This window comes from Klebsiella sp. K5-45 (assembly GCF_030128605.1).
Classification (GTDB): Bacteria; Pseudomonadota; Gammaproteobacteria; order Enterobacterales; family Enterobacteriaceae; genus Klebsiella; species Klebsiella quasipneumoniae.
In genome coordinates this window covers 1-14,028 of sequence record NZ_JAKUZW010000003.1, presented here as the reverse complement: position 1 = coordinate 14,028, position 14,028 = coordinate 1, and the positions used below count along the sequence as shown (strand labels likewise).

General features: G+C 55.4%; 14 protein-coding genes and 5 tRNA genes. All 19 read left to right on the top strand.

What is annotated here, in order from left to right; genetic code table 11:
- Positions 1 to 12: 12 nt before the first annotated feature.
- Complete coding sequence (odhB, locus tag MKS11_RS06780) at positions 13 to 1,239, top strand: 2-oxoglutarate dehydrogenase complex dihydrolipoyllysine-residue succinyltransferase (protein WP_284109453.1); 1,227 nt, start codon at positions 13 to 15, stop codon at positions 1,237 to 1,239.
- Between the two features lie 103 nt (positions 1,240 to 1,342).
- Positions 1,343 to 2,509 (top strand): ADP-forming succinate--CoA ligase subunit beta, encoded by a 1,167-nt coding sequence (gene sucC / locus MKS11_RS06775; RefSeq protein WP_002895039.1) that lies wholly within the window; start codon positions 1,343 to 1,345, stop codon positions 2,507 to 2,509.
- On the top strand, positions 2,509 to 3,378 hold the full coding sequence (sucD, locus tag MKS11_RS06770) for a succinate--CoA ligase subunit alpha (RefSeq protein WP_004885990.1): 870 nt from the start codon (positions 2,509 to 2,511) through the stop codon (positions 3,376 to 3,378). The genes sucC and sucD overlap by 1 nt, the downstream gene beginning before the upstream one ends.
- 828 nt (positions 3,379 to 4,206) lie before the next feature.
- Complete coding sequence (gene cydA, locus MKS11_RS06765) at positions 4,207 to 5,775, top strand: cytochrome ubiquinol oxidase subunit I (protein WP_032455734.1); 1,569 nt, start codon at positions 4,207 to 4,209, stop codon at positions 5,773 to 5,775.
- 15 nt (positions 5,776 to 5,790) lie between these two features.
- Entirely contained in the window at positions 5,791 to 6,930 is a 1,140-nt protein-coding gene (gene cydB, locus MKS11_RS06760) for a cytochrome d ubiquinol oxidase subunit II (RefSeq protein WP_004885993.1), read from the top strand.
- Between the two features lie 15 nt (positions 6,931 to 6,945).
- Positions 6,946 to 7,062, top strand: a complete 117-nt coding sequence (gene cydX / locus MKS11_RS06755) for a cytochrome bd-I oxidase subunit CydX (protein ID WP_002895051.1) — start codon at positions 6,946 to 6,948, stop codon at positions 7,060 to 7,062.
- The gene (ybgE, locus tag MKS11_RS06750; protein ID WP_002895053.1) at positions 7,062 to 7,352 is read left to right on the top strand and encodes a cyd operon protein YbgE; all 291 of its coding nucleotides are present in this window, start codon (positions 7,062 to 7,064) and stop codon (positions 7,350 to 7,352) included. The genes cydX and ybgE overlap by 1 nt, the downstream gene beginning before the upstream one ends.
- A gap of 149 nt (positions 7,353 to 7,501) precedes the next feature.
- A complete protein-coding gene (gene ybgC, locus MKS11_RS06745) occupies positions 7,502 to 7,906 on the top strand; it encodes a tol-pal system-associated acyl-CoA thioesterase (RefSeq protein WP_002895056.1) in 405 nt (134 codons plus the stop codon).
- Positions 7,903 to 8,595 (top strand): Tol-Pal system protein TolQ, encoded by a 693-nt coding sequence (gene tolQ, locus MKS11_RS06740; RefSeq protein WP_004152221.1) that lies wholly within the window; start codon positions 7,903 to 7,905, stop codon positions 8,593 to 8,595. The genes ybgC and tolQ overlap by 4 nt, the downstream gene beginning before the upstream one ends.
- 3 nt (positions 8,596 to 8,598) lie before the next feature.
- Positions 8,599 to 9,027, top strand: a complete 429-nt coding sequence (gene tolR / locus MKS11_RS06735) for a colicin uptake protein TolR (RefSeq protein WP_002895061.1) — start codon at positions 8,599 to 8,601, stop codon at positions 9,025 to 9,027.
- Positions 9,028 to 9,126: 99 nt separating this feature from the next.
- Positions 9,127 to 10,467, top strand: coding sequence for a cell envelope integrity protein TolA (gene tolA / locus MKS11_RS06730; protein ID WP_004885996.1), 1,341 nt, complete (start codon positions 9,127 to 9,129; stop codon positions 10,465 to 10,467).
- Between the two features lie 132 nt (positions 10,468 to 10,599).
- Positions 10,600 to 11,892, top strand: a complete 1,293-nt coding sequence (gene tolB, locus MKS11_RS06725) for a Tol-Pal system beta propeller repeat protein TolB (RefSeq protein ID WP_004885999.1) — start codon at positions 10,600 to 10,602, stop codon at positions 11,890 to 11,892.
- A gap of 34 nt (positions 11,893 to 11,926) precedes the next feature.
- Positions 11,927 to 12,451: a peptidoglycan-associated lipoprotein Pal gene (pal, locus tag MKS11_RS06720; protein ID WP_002895068.1), complete on the top strand. Its 525-nt coding sequence runs from the start codon at positions 11,927 to 11,929 to the stop codon at positions 12,449 to 12,451.
- A 9-nt stretch (positions 12,452 to 12,460) separates the two neighbouring features.
- Positions 12,461 to 13,255 carry a cell division protein CpoB gene (gene cpoB, locus MKS11_RS06715; RefSeq protein WP_004886003.1) on the top strand — a complete coding sequence of 265 codons (795 nt, stop codon included), beginning with the start codon at positions 12,461 to 12,463 and terminating at the stop codon, positions 13,253 to 13,255.
- A gap of 161 nt (positions 13,256 to 13,416) precedes the next feature.
- Positions 13,417 to 13,492 (top strand) — tRNA-Lys (locus MKS11_RS06710).
- 125 nt (positions 13,493 to 13,617) lie between these two features.
- Positions 13,618 to 13,693 (top strand) — tRNA-Val (locus MKS11_RS06705).
- Positions 13,694 to 13,695: 2 nt separating this feature from the next.
- A tRNA-Lys gene (locus MKS11_RS06700) sits at positions 13,696 to 13,771 on the top strand.
- 52 nt (positions 13,772 to 13,823) lie between these two features.
- Positions 13,824 to 13,899 (top strand) — tRNA-Val (locus tag MKS11_RS06695).
- 3 nt (positions 13,900 to 13,902) lie between these two features.
- Positions 13,903 to 13,978 (top strand) — tRNA-Lys (locus MKS11_RS06690).
- Positions 13,979 to 14,028 lie beyond the last annotated feature (50 nt).

Below are 14,028 nucleotides of genomic sequence, written 5' to 3'. Positions count from 1 at the left end.
AAAGGATACACAATGAGTAGCGTAGATATTCTGGTTCCCGACCTGCCTGAGTCCGTAGCTGACGCAACCGTCGCCACCTGGCACAAAAAACCGGGCGACGCGGTCGTCCGTGACGAAGTCCTGGTCGAAATCGAAACTGACAAAGTGGTACTGGAAGTACCGGCATCAGCGGACGGCATTCTGGATGCAGTGCTGGAAGACGAGGGCGCTACCGTCCTGTCTCGCCAGATCCTTGGCCGCCTGCGCGAAGGTAACAGCGCAGGTAAAGAAAGCAGCGAAAAAGCCGATGCGAAGGCGTCCACGCCGGCGCAGCGTCAGCAGGCTTCTCTGGAAGAGCAGAACAACGACGCGCTGAGCCCGGCGATCCGTCGTCTGCTGGCTGAACACAACCTCGACGCAGCGGCCATCAAAGGCACTGGCGTCGGCGGCCGTCTGACCCGCGAAGACGTTGAGAAACATCTGGCGAAAGCCCCGGCGCCGGCAGAAGCCAAAGCGCCAGCCTCCGCCGCGGCAGTCGCGCCGGCGCCGCAGCTGGGCAATCGTTCTGAAAAACGCGTCCCGATGACCCGCCTGCGTAAACGCGTGGCCGAGCGTCTGCTGGAAGCGAAAAACTCCACCGCCATGCTGACCACGTTCAACGAAGTCAACATGAAGCCAATCATGGATATGCGTAAGCAGTACGGTGAGGCGTTTGAAAAACGTCACGGCATCCGTCTGGGCTTTATGTCCTTCTACGTGAAAGCGGTAGTGGAAGCGCTGAAACGCTATCCGGAAGTGAACGCTTCCATCGATGGCGACGACGTGGTGTACCACAACTACTTCGACGTCAGCATGGCCGTATCCACCCCGCGCGGCCTGGTCACCCCGGTTCTGCGTGACGTCGACCTGCTGGGCATGGCGGATATCGAAAAGAATATTAAAGAGCTGGCAGTGAAAGGCCGCGACGGCAAGCTGACCGTAGATGACCTGACCGGCGGTAACTTCACCATTACCAACGGCGGCGTGTTCGGCTCCCTGATGTCCACGCCGATCATCAACCCACCGCAGAGCGCCATCCTGGGTATGCATGCCATTAAAGACCGCCCGATGGCGGTGAATGGCAAGGTAGAGATCCTGCCGATGATGTACCTGGCGCTCTCCTACGATCACCGTCTGATCGACGGACGTGAGTCGGTAGGCTTCCTGGTGGCGATTAAAGAGCTGCTGGAAGATCCGACCCGTCTGCTGCTGGACGTGTAGTCAGCAAGCGTATTACCTACCGTAGGCCGGATAACACGCGTTAGCGCCGTTATCAGGCCTACAGGTTTAAAGATAATTACACCCTGAAGGATGGACTGAACACATGAACTTACATGAATATCAGGCAAAACAACTTTTTGCCCGCTATGGCTTACCGGCGCCGGTGGGTTATGCCTGTACTACTCCGCGTGAAGCAGAAGAAGCCGCTTCAAAAATCGGCGCGGGTCCGTGGGTAGTGAAATGTCAGGTTCACGCTGGTGGCCGCGGCAAAGCGGGCGGTGTGAAAGTGGTGAAGAGCAAAGAAGAGATCCGCGCATTTGCCGAGCACTGGCTGGGCAAACGTCTGGTGACCTATCAAACAGATGCGAACGGCCAGCCGGTTAACCAGATCCTGGTTGAAGCGGCGACCGATATTGACAAAGAGCTGTACCTGGGCGCGGTCGTTGACCGTAGTTCCCGTCGCGTGGTGTTCATGGCCTCTACTGAAGGCGGCGTGGAAATCGAAAAAGTGGCGGAAGAGACCCCGCACCTGATCCACAAGATCGCCATCGATCCGCTGGCTGGCCCGATGCCTTACCAGGGCCGTGAACTGGCGTTCAAACTGGGCCTGGAAGGTAAGCAGGTTCAGCAGTTCACTAAGATTTTCATGGGCCTGGCGACCATTTTCCTGGAGCGCGACCTGGCGCTGATCGAAATTAACCCGCTGGTGATCACCAAGCAGGGCGACCTGATCTGCCTGGACGGCAAACTGGGTGCTGACGGCAACGCACTGTTCCGCCAGCCGGATCTGCGCGAAATGCGCGACCAGTCTCAGGAAGATCCGCGTGAAGCGCAGGCTGCGCAGTGGGAACTGAACTACGTCGCGCTGGACGGCAACATTGGTTGCATGGTTAACGGCGCGGGCCTGGCGATGGGTACCATGGACATCGTTAAACTGCACGGCGGCGAACCGGCTAACTTCCTCGACGTGGGCGGCGGCGCCACCAAAGAGCGCGTCACCGAAGCGTTCAAAATCATCCTCTCTGATGACAACGTGAAAGCGGTGCTGGTTAACATCTTCGGCGGTATCGTACGCTGCGACCTGATCGCTGACGGTATCATCGGTGCGGTAGCGGAAGTGGGGGTTAACGTTCCGGTGGTGGTTCGTCTGGAAGGTAACAACGCCGAACTGGGCGCGAAAAAACTGGCTGACAGCGGCCTGAATATTATTGCAGCGAAAAGTCTGACGGACGCAGCACAGCAGGTTGTTGCCGCAGTGGAGGGGAAATAATGTCAGTTTTAATTAATAAAGATACCAAGGTTATCTGCCAGGGCTTCACCGGTAGCCAGGGGACCTTCCACTCTGAACAAGCGATCGCTTACGGTACGCAAATGGTTGGCGGCGTGACGCCAGGCAAAGGCGGCACCACCCACCTGGGCCTGCCGGTGTTCAACACCGTGCGCGAAGCCGTTGAAGCGACCGGCGCTACCGCGACCGTGATCTACGTTCCGGCGCCGTTCTGCAAAGATTCCATTCTGGAAGCGATTGACGCGGGCATTAAGCTTATCATCACCATCACCGAAGGTATCCCGACCCTGGATATGCTGACCGTGAAAGTGAAACTGGACGAAGCGGGCGTGCGCATGATCGGCCCGAACTGCCCAGGCGTTATCACCCCGGGCGAATGCAAAATCGGCATCATGCCGGGTCACATTCACAAGCCGGGTAAAGTGGGCATCGTTTCCCGTTCCGGTACCCTGACCTATGAAGCGGTTAAGCAGACCACCGACTACGGCTTCGGCCAGTCTACCTGCGTCGGTATCGGCGGCGACCCGATCCCGGGCTCTAACTTCATCGATATCCTGAAGCTGTTCCAGGAAGACCCGCAGACCGAAGCGATCGTCATGATCGGTGAGATCGGCGGCAGCGCGGAAGAAGAAGCGGCTGCCTACATCAAAGAGCACGTGACCAAGCCGGTTGTCGGCTACATCGCGGGCGTGACCGCGCCGAAAGGCAAGCGTATGGGCCATGCGGGCGCCATCATCGCTGGCGGTAAAGGTACTGCTGATGAGAAATTCGCAGCCCTGGAAGCAGCCGGTGTGAAAACCGTTCGCAGCCTGGCCGATATCGGCGAAGCGCTGAAAGCGATCATCAAGTAAACCCTCTCTGCTTGTCCGCAAGCAGAAATCTGTCCGATTTCGACATGGTTGGCCACCGTCAGGTGGCCTTTTTTTTGGCCGTTATCCGCTTCTCCCGAAAGCCGCTGAGCCAGCAAACCCCGCGTTTGGCGAAAACCTTATGTATCATATTGATTTTAAGAATTATTTCATAAATATTCTCGACGTGCGGTTGTCGGAAAGGAAAATATGCCCTGGCCGTACCGGAGGGAAGCAAAACAGACACTAAAAAAAGAGTGGGGGAGGGGATAAGAAAACAGGAAAAAATACTGTGAGCGGTCTAGCATTAATCGGATCGGCTCTTTTTTTTCTTTTTTTTCCTGCGGCGTTAAATAATATTACCTATGATTCTCATCTCTCCCTTTTTAGTAACCAATCAAAGTATACTTTAAACACAGTATTAACATTAAGTTTACCAATATTCTTTATTGGGCTACATAATTAACACGTAGAGTAAAAATTGATTTATATCAATACTTAATGCTTGGAAAAATCCTTCAAAAAACGTTAAATTGTCTCAAGTCAAATTGGCCTAAACTGGCCATCTTCGCTATATATTGATCACCGTCGAAAAATGTAAAACTGGAACAATAAAAACATATTTATTGTAAGGTTATTGCGGCGTAATATATTGGGGAATCAATTGGGTTTTTCGTTAACGTATTTGTAACCTTGTCCTGGCGTGGTTTCACTTTCGGTTGAAACCCGCTCCGGGCGGGCGACAAATAAAAATTTGTATTGGGGCATGCGTATGAGCCAGAGCTTCTCGGTTCATTTTCGGAGTCTTCATGCGATGAGCAAGGAGTCATGATGTTAGATATAGTCGAACTGTCGCGCTTACAGTTTGCCTTGACCGCGATGTACCACTTCCTGTTTGTGCCACTGACGCTCGGTATGGCGTTCCTGCTGGCCATTATGGAAACGGTCTACGTCCTTTCCGGCAAACAGATTTATAAAGATATGACCAAATTCTGGGGCAAGTTGTTTGGTATCAACTTCGCGCTGGGTGTGGCGACCGGTCTGACCATGGAGTTCCAGTTCGGGACTAACTGGTCGTATTACTCACACTACGTGGGGGATATCTTCGGTGCGCCGCTGGCCATTGAAGGTCTGATGGCCTTCTTCCTCGAATCCACCTTTGTAGGTCTGTTCTTCTTCGGTTGGGATCGTCTGGGTAAAGTTCAGCACATGGCCGTCACCTGGCTGGTCGCACTGGGCTCCAACCTCTCCGCGCTGTGGATCCTCGTCGCAAACGGCTGGATGCAGAACCCTATCGCATCGGACTTCAACTTTGAAACCATGCGTATGGAGATGGTTAGCTTCTCCGAACTGGTGCTCAACCCGGTTGCTCAGGTGAAATTCGTTCACACCGTGGCGTCTGGCTATGTCACCGGTGCGATGTTCATCCTGGCTATCAGCTCCTGGTACATGCTGAAAGGCCGTGACTTTGCCTTTGCTAAGCGCTCCTTTGCCATCGCAGCCAGCTTCGGTATGGCAGCGATCCTCTCCGTTATTGTGCTGGGTGACGAATCTGGTTACGAAATGGGCGACGTGCAGAAAACCAAACTGGCGGCTATCGAAGCAGAGTGGGAAACCCAGCCTGCGCCGGCGGCCTTTACCCTGTTTGGTATTCCCGATCAGAATGCGCAAACCAACCACTTCGCCATCCAGATCCCTTACGCGCTGGGCATCATTGCCACCCGCTCGGTGGATAAGCCGGTTATCGGTCTGAAGGATCTGATGGTTCAGCACGAAGAGCGTATCCGTAACGGCATGAAGGCCTATGCGCTGCTGGAGCAACTGCGCGCCGGTTCCACCGACCAGTCCGTTCGCGACCAGTTCAATAACGTGAAGAAAGATCTTGGCTATGGTCTGCTGCTGAAACGCTATACCCCGAACGTCGCTGACGCCACGGAAGAGCAGATCGCCAAAGCGACTAAAGACTCTATTCCAAGCGTCGCACCGCTGTACTTCGCCTTCCGTATCATGGTGGCGTGCGGCATCCTGATGCTGTTGATTATCGGCGCCTCCTTCTGGAGCGTGATCCGTAACCGTATCGGCGAGAAAAAATGGCTGCTGCGCGCCGCGTTCTATGGCTTGCCGCTGCCATGGATTGCCGTGGAGTCGGGCTGGTTTGTTGCCGAATACGGCCGTCAGCCGTGGGCGATTGGTGAAGTCCTGCCGACGGCGGTGGCCAACTCGTCGCTGACCGCGGGCGATCTGATCTTCTCTATGTTGCTGATCTGCGGCCTGTACACGCTGTTCCTGGTGGCTGAACTGTTCCTGATGTTCAAGTTTGCCCGCAAAGGACCTAGCAGCCTGAAAACCGGCCGCTATCACTTTGAACAGTCCTCTGCGGCTATTCAGTCGGCACGCTAAGACAGGAGTCGTCAAATGATCGATTATGAAGTATTGCGTTTTATCTGGTGGCTGCTGATTGGCATCCTGCTGATTGGCTTCGCCGTCGCCGACGGGTTCGACATGGGGGTGGGCATGCTCACCCGCTTCCTCGGCCGTAACGACACCGAGCGTCGGATTATGATCAACGCCATCGCCCCGCACTGGGACGGTAACCAGGTGTGGCTGATCACCGCCGGCGGCGCGCTGTTCGCTGCCTGGCCGATGGTCTACGCCGCGGCGTTCTCCGGTTTCTATGTGGCGATGATTCTGGTGCTGGCCTCGTTGTTCTTCCGTCCGGTCGGTTTCGACTACCGTTCCAAGATCGAGGACACCCGCTGGCGCAACATGTGGGACTGGGGCATCTTCATCGGCAGCTTCGTGCCGCCGCTGGTGATTGGCGTGGCCTTCGGCAACCTGCTGCAGGGCGTGCCGTTCCATGTCGACGAATACCTGCGTCTCTTCTATACCGGTAATTTCTTCCAGCTGCTGAACCCGTTTGGTCTGCTGGCCGGTATCGTCAGCGTGGCGATGATCCTGACCCAGGGCGCGACCTACCTGCAGATGCGTACCGTAGGCGAACTGCACCTGCGCACCCGCACCGTCTCCACGGTGGCGGCGCTGGTGACGCTGGTCTGCTTCGCGCTGGCGGGCGTGTGGGTCTACTACGGTATCGACGGCTATGTGGTGAAATCGGTGATTGACCATACCGGCCCGTCTAATCCGCTGACCAAAGAAGTGGTGCGTGAAGCTGGCGCGTGGATGGTGAACTTTAACAATATGCCAGCGCTGTGGGCGATCCCTGCCCTGGGCGTGGTGCTGCCGCTGCTGACCGTCGTTTCGACCAAAGCGGATAAAGGCGCCTGGGCATTCCTGTTCTCCTCGCTGACCCTGGCCTGCATCATTCTGACTGCCGGTATTGCGATGTTCCCGTTCATCATGCCGTCCAGCACTATGCTGAACGCCAGCCTGACGATGTGGGACGCGACCTCCAGCCAGCGGACGCTGAATCTGATGACCTACGTGGCGATTGTCTTCGTGCCGATCATTCTGGGCTACACCAGCTGGTGTTACTGGAAAATGTTTGGCCGCATCACGCGCGAAGACATCGAAAAGAACACCCACTCGCTGTACTAAGGTAAGGAGCTATATATGTGGTACTTCGCATGGATTTTGGGAACGCTTCTTGCCTGTGCCTTTGGGGTGATTACCGCGCTGGCGCTTGAGCACGTGGAAGCCACCAAAGCCGGGAAGAAAGAAGAAATCTGATGAAATTTATCGCTACTCTGTACGCGATAATGGACAAGCGCCCGCTCCGGGCGCTTTCCTTATTGATGGCGCTGCTGCTGGCAGGCTGCATCTTCTGGGATCCGTCGCGCTTTGCCGCGAAGACCAGCGAGCTGGAAATCTGGCATGGTTTCTTGCTGATGTGGGCAGTTTGCAGCGGCGTTATTCACGGCGTGGGCTTCCGCCCGCGTGCCGTTCACTGGCAGGGGATTTTTTGTCCGCTTATCGCTGATATCGTGCTCGCTTTAGGTCTCTTCTTTTTCTTCTTTTGAATAAGAGATCTCTGTTAATGCTATGGGCTTGCATAAGCCCATAAAAATTTACGCCCCGTTTACTTTCCCCCATTCCAAACCACCTTTCCCGCGCGTATAGTAGCGAAGTTTGAAAGCTCTAACCTTTTTTTGCATTACCGGGATGTAAAGTGAATACAACGCTGTTTCGATGGCCGGTTCGGGTCTACTACGAAGATACCGACGCCGGTGGTGTGGTTTACCACGCCAGTTACGTCGCTTTTTATGAAAGAGCACGCACAGAGATGCTGCGCCACCATCACTTTAGTCAACAGGTTCTGTTGGCTGAACGCGTTGCCTTCGTGGTTCGCAAAATGACGCTGGAGTATTTTGCCCCCGCCAGACTCGACGACATGCTCGAAGTCCAGACGGAAATTACCTCGATGCGCGGCACCTCTTTGGTTTTCACGCAGCGAATCGTCAACGCCGAGAATACAGTGTTAAACGAAGCTGAGGTTCTCATTGTGTGCGTTGATCCACTCTTAATGAAGCCACGTGCGCTTCCCAAGTCTATTGTCGCGGAGTTTAAGCAGTGACTGACATGAATATCCTTGATTTGTTCCTGAAGGCGAGCCTTCTGGTTAAACTTATCATGTTGATTTTGATTGGTTTTTCTATCGCTTCCTGGGCTATCATTATTCAGAGAACGCGTATCCTTAACTCGGCCGCGCGCGAAGCTGAAGCGTTCGAGGACAAATTCTGGTCCGGGATTGAACTGTCCCGTTTGTATCAGGAAAGCCAGGGGCGTCGCGATAATCTGACCGGTTCGGAGCAGATCTTCTACAGCGGCTTCAAAGAGTTTGCGCGCTTGCATCGGGCCAACAGCCATGCGCCGGAGGCGATCGTCGAAGGGGCATCGCGCGCGATGCGTATTTCGATGAACCGCGAGCTGGAAACGCTGGAGACCCATATTCCGTTCCTCGGCACCGTAGGCTCCATCAGCCCGTATATCGGTCTGTTCGGTACCGTTTGGGGGATCATGCACGCCTTTATCGCTCTTGGCGCGGTGAAGCAGGCCACCCTGCAGATGGTGGCGCCGGGTATCGCCGAAGCGCTGATCGCCACTGCGATCGGTCTGTTCGCTGCTATCCCGGCGGTCATGGCGTATAACCGCCTGAACCAGCGCGTGAACAAGCTTGAACTGAATTACGACAACTTTATGGAAGAGTTCACCGCCATTCTGCACCGTCAGGCTTTTACCACCAGCGAAAGCAATAAGGGGTAAGCCATGGCCAGAGCACGTGGACGCGGACGTCGCGAACTGAAGTCCGAGATCAACATCGTTCCGCTGCTGGATGTCCTGCTGGTGCTGTTGCTGATCTTTATGGCAACGGCGCCGATCATTACGCAGAGCGTGGAAGTCGATCTGCCGGACGCCACGGAATCGCAAGCGGTGAAAAGCAATGACGATCCGCCGGTGATTGTGGAAGTCTCCGGGGTAGGGCAGTACAGCGTGAAAGTGGGGCAGGAGACGCTGTCCCAGCTGCCGCCGGAGCAGGTGATTGCCGAAGCGAAGCGTCGTCTTGAAGCCAATGAGAAAACGGTATTCCTGATCGGCGGTGCGAAAGACGTCCCTTACGATGAAATTATTAAAGCGCTGAACCTGTTGCATAGTGCAGGGGTTAAATCGGTCGGCTTGATGACCAAACCTATTTAATCGCTTCAGGTAGGTGCGTCCGCGCGGCGTTCGGCGGCGAGTATCGCTCGCCGTCGGTGCGCATCGCGGGTACAGGCGAACAGTTTTTGGGAACCGATAGTGTCAAAGGCAACCGAACAAAACGACAAGCTTAAACGAGCGATCATCATTTCAGTCGCGCTGCACATCATACTGATCGCGCTGCTGATCTGGAGTTCGTTTGACGAGCATCTGGATGCCTCTGCCGGCGGCGGCGGGGGATCGTCGATTGATGCCGTCATGGTCGATCCGGGGGCGGTGGTAAATAACTATAACCGTCAGCAACAGCAGCAGGCTAGCGCACGTCGCGCCGCTGAACAGCGCGAAAAACAGGCGCAGCAGCAGGCGGAAGAGTTACGTGAGAAGCAGGCGGCGGAACAGGAACGGCTGAAACAGCTCGAACAGGAGCGGCTGCAGGCGCAGGAAGCGGCGAAAGAAGCGAAGGAACAACAGAAGCAGGCTGAGGAAGCCGCAGCCAAGGCTGCCGCGGCGGCGAAAGCCAAAGCGGATGCGCAGGCTAAAGAAGCGCAGGAAGCAGCGGCCAAAGCGGCCGCCGAGGCGAAAGCGAAGGCGGATGCCCAGGCGAAAGCGGCTGAACTGGCGGCAGCGAAAGCGGCTGCTGACGCGAAGAAACAGGCCGAAGCCGCCGCCGCGAAAGCAGCGGCCGATGCGAAGAAACAGGCGGAAGCAGAAGCGGCGAAAGCCGCGGCAGAGGCGCAGAAGAAAGCAGAAGCGGCAGCGGCGAAAAAAGCGCAACAGGAAGCGGAGAAGAAGGCCCAGCAGGAAGCGGCTAAACAGGCAGCGGCTGAAAAAGCGGCTGCAGAAAAAGCCGCCGAAAAAGCAGCTGAGAAAGCGGCCGCGCAAAAAGCGGCCGCGGAGAAGGCCGCCGCCGAGAAAGCCGCCGCAGCTGAAAAAGCAGCGGCAGCCAAAGCGGCAGCTGCTGAGAAGGCGGCGGCTGATAAAGCGGCCAAAGCGGCAGCAGCAAAAGCCGCGGCAGCGAAGAAAGCGGCTGCAGCGAAAGAAGCGGACGGCGTTGACGACCTGCTCGGCGATCTGAGCTCTGGTAAGAATGCGCCGAAAGGTAGCACCAGCGGTAGCACAGGTGGCTCTTCACCTGCTAAAGGAAGTAAACCGGGGCAGGGCGGTGCATCTCAGGCGGAGATTGCCAGCTATATTTCGCAGGTGCAGGCCGCGATTAAAGGACATCTCTATGACTGGGATACGTACAAGGGTAAAGTATGTACGTTGCGCGTAAACCTGGCTCAGGATGGAACGTTGTTGAGTGTGAAATCGGAAGGCGGCGATCCGGCTTTCTGCCAGCAAATGCTGGCGGCTACCAGTCGGATGAGCAAATTCCCTAAACCGCCGTCGCAGGCTGTTTATGAAACGTTCAAAAATGCGCCACTGGACTTCAAACCTTAAGCGCTTTTTCTCCCCGCGTTAGCGGGGGGAAAGAAAATAGGGCGGTCATGGGTTTTGGTAGTTTTGTGTATTTGAGTTTGTTAACATTCTGCTAAATTATCGTGGGCTTTCCGCCCGGATAAGGGAGATATGATGAAGCAGGCATTACGAGTAGCATTTGGTTTTTTAATGCTGTGGGCGGCGGTGCTGCACGCAGAAGTACGTATCGAGATCACCCAGGGGGTGGACTCGGCGCGCCCCATCGGGGTGGTACCGTTCCAGTGGGCCGGCCAGGGCGCTGCGCCGGAAGATGTTGGCGGTATCGTGGCAGCTGACCTGCGCAACAGCGGTAAATTCAACCCGCTGGATCGCTCGCGTCTGCCGCAGCAGCCGACCAGTCCCCAGGAAGTGCAGCCTGCAGCCTGGTCTGCGCTGGGTATTGACGCCGTGGTCGTCGGTCAGGTGACGTCAAACCCGGATGGTTCTTATCAGGTCGCGTATCAGCTGGTGGATACCGGCGGTGCGCCGGGCACAACGCTGGCGCAAGGCTCTTTCAAAGTCACTAAGCAGTACCTGCGCTATGCAGCGCACACTGCCAGCGATGCGGTATTTGAAAAGCTGACTGGTATTAAAGGCGCCTTCCGTACCCGTATCGCCTACGTGGTGCAGACCAACGGCGGTCAGTTCCCGTATGAGCTGCGTGTCTCCGATTATGATGGCTACAACCAGTTCGTGGTTCACCGCTCCTCCCAGCCGCTGATGTCCCCGGCCTGGTCTCCGGACGGTTCAAAACTGGCTTACGTAACCTTCGAAAGCGGTCGTTCTGCGCTGGTGGTGCAGACCCTGGCGAACGGCGCAGTGCGTCAGATTGCCTCCTTCCCGCAGCACAACGGCGCGCCGGCGTTCTCGCCGGATGGCTCTAAACTGGCTTTCGCGCTGTCGAAAACCGGTAGCCTGAACCTGTACGTGATGGATCTGGGCTCGGGTCAGATTCGTCAGGTGACCAACGGTCGCAGCAACAACACCGAACCAAGCTGGTTCCCGGACAGCCAGAACCTGGCCTTCACCTCTGATCAGGCAGGTCGTCCGCAGGTGTATAAAGTCAATATTAATGGCGGCACGCCGCAGCGTATCACCTGGGAAGGTTCGCAGAACCAGGACGCTGACGTGAGCGCGGATGGTAAAACGATGGTAATGGTCAGCTCGGCCGGCGGCCAGCAGCACATTGCCAAACAAGATCTGGAAGCGGGTGGTGTACAGGTTCTGTCATCAACGTTTTTAGACGAAACGCCAAGTCTGGCACCTAACGGCACTATGGTAATCTACAGCTCTTCTCAGGGGATGGGATCCGTGCTGAATCTGGTTTCTACAGATGGGCGTTTCAAAGCGCGTCTTCCGGCAACTGATGGACAGGTAAAATCACCTGCCTGGTCGCCGTATCTGTGATAATAAATAATTGATTATTAAAGGAATCAAAGAAATGCAACTGAACAAAGTGCTGAAAGGGCTGATGATCGCTCTGCCGGTTATGGCAATCGCGGCATGTTCTTCTAACAAGAACGCCAGCAACGACCAGAGCGGTGAAGGCATGCTGGGTGCCGGCACTGGTATGGACGCTAACGGTAACGGCGGCAACATGTCTTCTGAAGAGCAAGCTCGTCTGCAGATGCAGCAGCTGCAGCAGAACAACATCGTTTACTTCGATCTGGACAAGTACGATATCCGTTCTGACTTCGCTGCCATGCTGGACGCGCACGCTAACTTCCTGCGCAGCAACCCGTCCTACAAAGTGACTGTAGAAGGTCACGCGGATGAGCGCGGTACGCCGGAATACAACATCGCGCTGGGTGAGCGTCGTGCTAACGCCGTTAAGATGTATCTGCAGGGCAAAGGTGTTTCTGCCGATCAGATCTCCATCGTTTCTTACGGTAAAGAAAAACCAGCAGTACTGGGTCATGACGAAGCGGCATATGCCAAAAACCGTCGCGCCGTACTGGTTTACTAAGAGAATTGCATGAGCAGTAACTTCAGACATCATTTATTGAGTCTGTCGTTACTGGTTGGCATAGCGGCCCCCTGGGCCGCTTTTGCTCAGGCGCCAATCAGTAGTGTCGGCTCAGGCTCGGTCGAAGACCGTGTCACTCAACTTGAGCGTATTTCCAATGCTCACAGCCAGCTTTTAACCCAACTCCAGCAACAACTCTCTGATAACCAGACTGACATTGATTCTCTCCGTGGTCAGATCCAGGAGAACCAGTATCAGCTGAATCAGATCGTTGAGCGTCAAAAGCAGATTCTGCTGCAGATTGACGGGCTGACGAGCGGGGGTGGCGCAGCAGCGGCTGGCGCCCAGACGTCGTCTTCCGGCGATCAGAGCGCGGCTGCTACCAGCGCAGCGCCAGCGGCCTCTTCAGGCGCTCCGGCGATGACCGGCGATGCGAACACCGATTACAATGCGGCCATTGCCCTGGTGAAGGATGCTTCACGCCAGGATGACGCCATGGCGGCGTTCCAGAACTTCGTTAAAAAGTACCCGGATTCGACTTATCAGCCGAACGCCAACTATTGGCTCGGACAGTTGAACTACAATAAGGGGAAAAAAGACGATGCGGCGTTTTACTTCGCCTCGGTGGTGAAGAACTACCCGAAATCGCCAAAAGCGCCAGACGCCATGTTTAAGGTCGGCGTGATCATGCAGGACAAAGGTGATACCGCGAAAGCGAAAGCGGTTTACCAGCAGGTGATCAACAAATTCCCCGGCACCGACGGTGCGAAACAAGCGCAAAAACGACTTAATGCCCTTGGTTGATTACGGCATGACCAGAAATCGCATCATTTCTGGTCTTGTCGCCTGAATCGCCAGCAGTTAAGTGATCTTTATCGAAATTTTAGTTGCGCTGAATTCTGAAATCAGTAATATATGCCGCCGTTGCCAAGGGATATCAAACAAGCCCAAAGCGACGCCAGAGTGGGTCGTTAGCTCAGTTGGTAGAGCAGTTGACTTTTAATCAATTGGTCGCAGGTTCGAATCCTGCACGACCCACCAATCGTTCTGGTGGAACGCGATAGTAAAACGTGAAGGATAACGTTGCGACAGCAACGGCCCATAGGGCGAGGCAAAGCCGAGTCATCCTGCACGACCCACCAATTAGCAGTATCCAGCGCAGTATCGGGTGATTAGCTCAGCTGGGAGAGCACCTCCCTTACAAGGAGGGGGTCGGCGGTTCGATCCCGTCATCACCCACCACCGGGTCGTTAGCTCAGTTGGTAGAGCAGTTGACTTTTAATCAATTGGTCGCAGGTTCGAATCCTGCACGACCCACCATTATAATGATGGGGTCGGTGGAGGCAGTATCAGTAGTATCCAGCGCAGTTTCGGGTGATTAGCTCAGCTGGGAGAGCACCTCCCTTACAAGGAGGGGGTCGGCGGTTCGATCCCGTCATCACCCACCACTCGGGTCGTTAGCTCAGTTGGTAGAGCAGTTGACTTTTAATCAATTGGTCGCAGGTTCGAATCCTGCACGACCCACCAATTTCAGCATTTAACTCAGATGTTGAACGTGAAGGATAACGTTGCGTCAG